This window comes from Paeniglutamicibacter antarcticus (assembly GCF_039544305.1).
GTDB lineage: Bacteria > Actinomycetota > Actinomycetes > Actinomycetales > Micrococcaceae > Paeniglutamicibacter > Paeniglutamicibacter antarcticus_C.
The window spans coordinates 1-571 of the sequence record NZ_BAABLK010000045.1 but is presented as its reverse complement, the minus strand read 5'-3'; the positions used below and the strand labels follow the sequence as shown (position 1 = coordinate 571).

1 protein-coding gene is annotated in these 571 nt (G+C 64.1%); it reads left to right on the top strand.

All coding sequences use genetic code 11. The annotated features are described in order from the left end of the window. Window positions 1–571 (top strand): transposase (locus ABEA12_RS14985; protein ID WP_345468792.1); only part of this gene is annotated, 571 nt, incomplete at both ends.

Here is a 571-nt window from a genome sequence, read left to right as displayed (position 1 = left end):
CTGGAGAAGCCCGCATCGGTGCCCTGCTGCGCAAGTATGCACCCCGGGCGTGGAAGGGCTGGGCCAAGGACATCACCGCTGCCCTGGCTGCCCAAACCGTGGTGGTCTCGGGCACCGAAGCAGCTGGCATCGTCCTGCCCGAACTGGCCCGCATGCTCGCCCAGAGCCGCTCAGCCCGCGCCACTGTGCTCAAACGCGTGGAGGAGCTGGTCACGGACCACCCGCTGCATCTGATGCTTGATTCCATGCCAGGGGTCGGGATCCGCACCGAAGCGAGGATCCTTACCGAAGTCACCGGCAAGGACTTCGCCACCGCCGGGCATCTGGCCTCCTACGCGGGGCTGGCGCCGGTGACGTGGAGATCCGGGACCTCAATCCGGGGAGATCATTCTTCGCGCAAGGGCAACAAGATCCTCAAGCGTGCCCTGTTCCTCTCCGCTTTCGCCTCACTCAAATGCAAGGACCAGGTCTCGCGGACCTACTACGACCGCAAACGTGCTGAAGGCAAGAAACACAACCAAGCGGTCATCGCCCTGGCACGTCGACGCTGCAATGTCCTGTTCGCGATGCT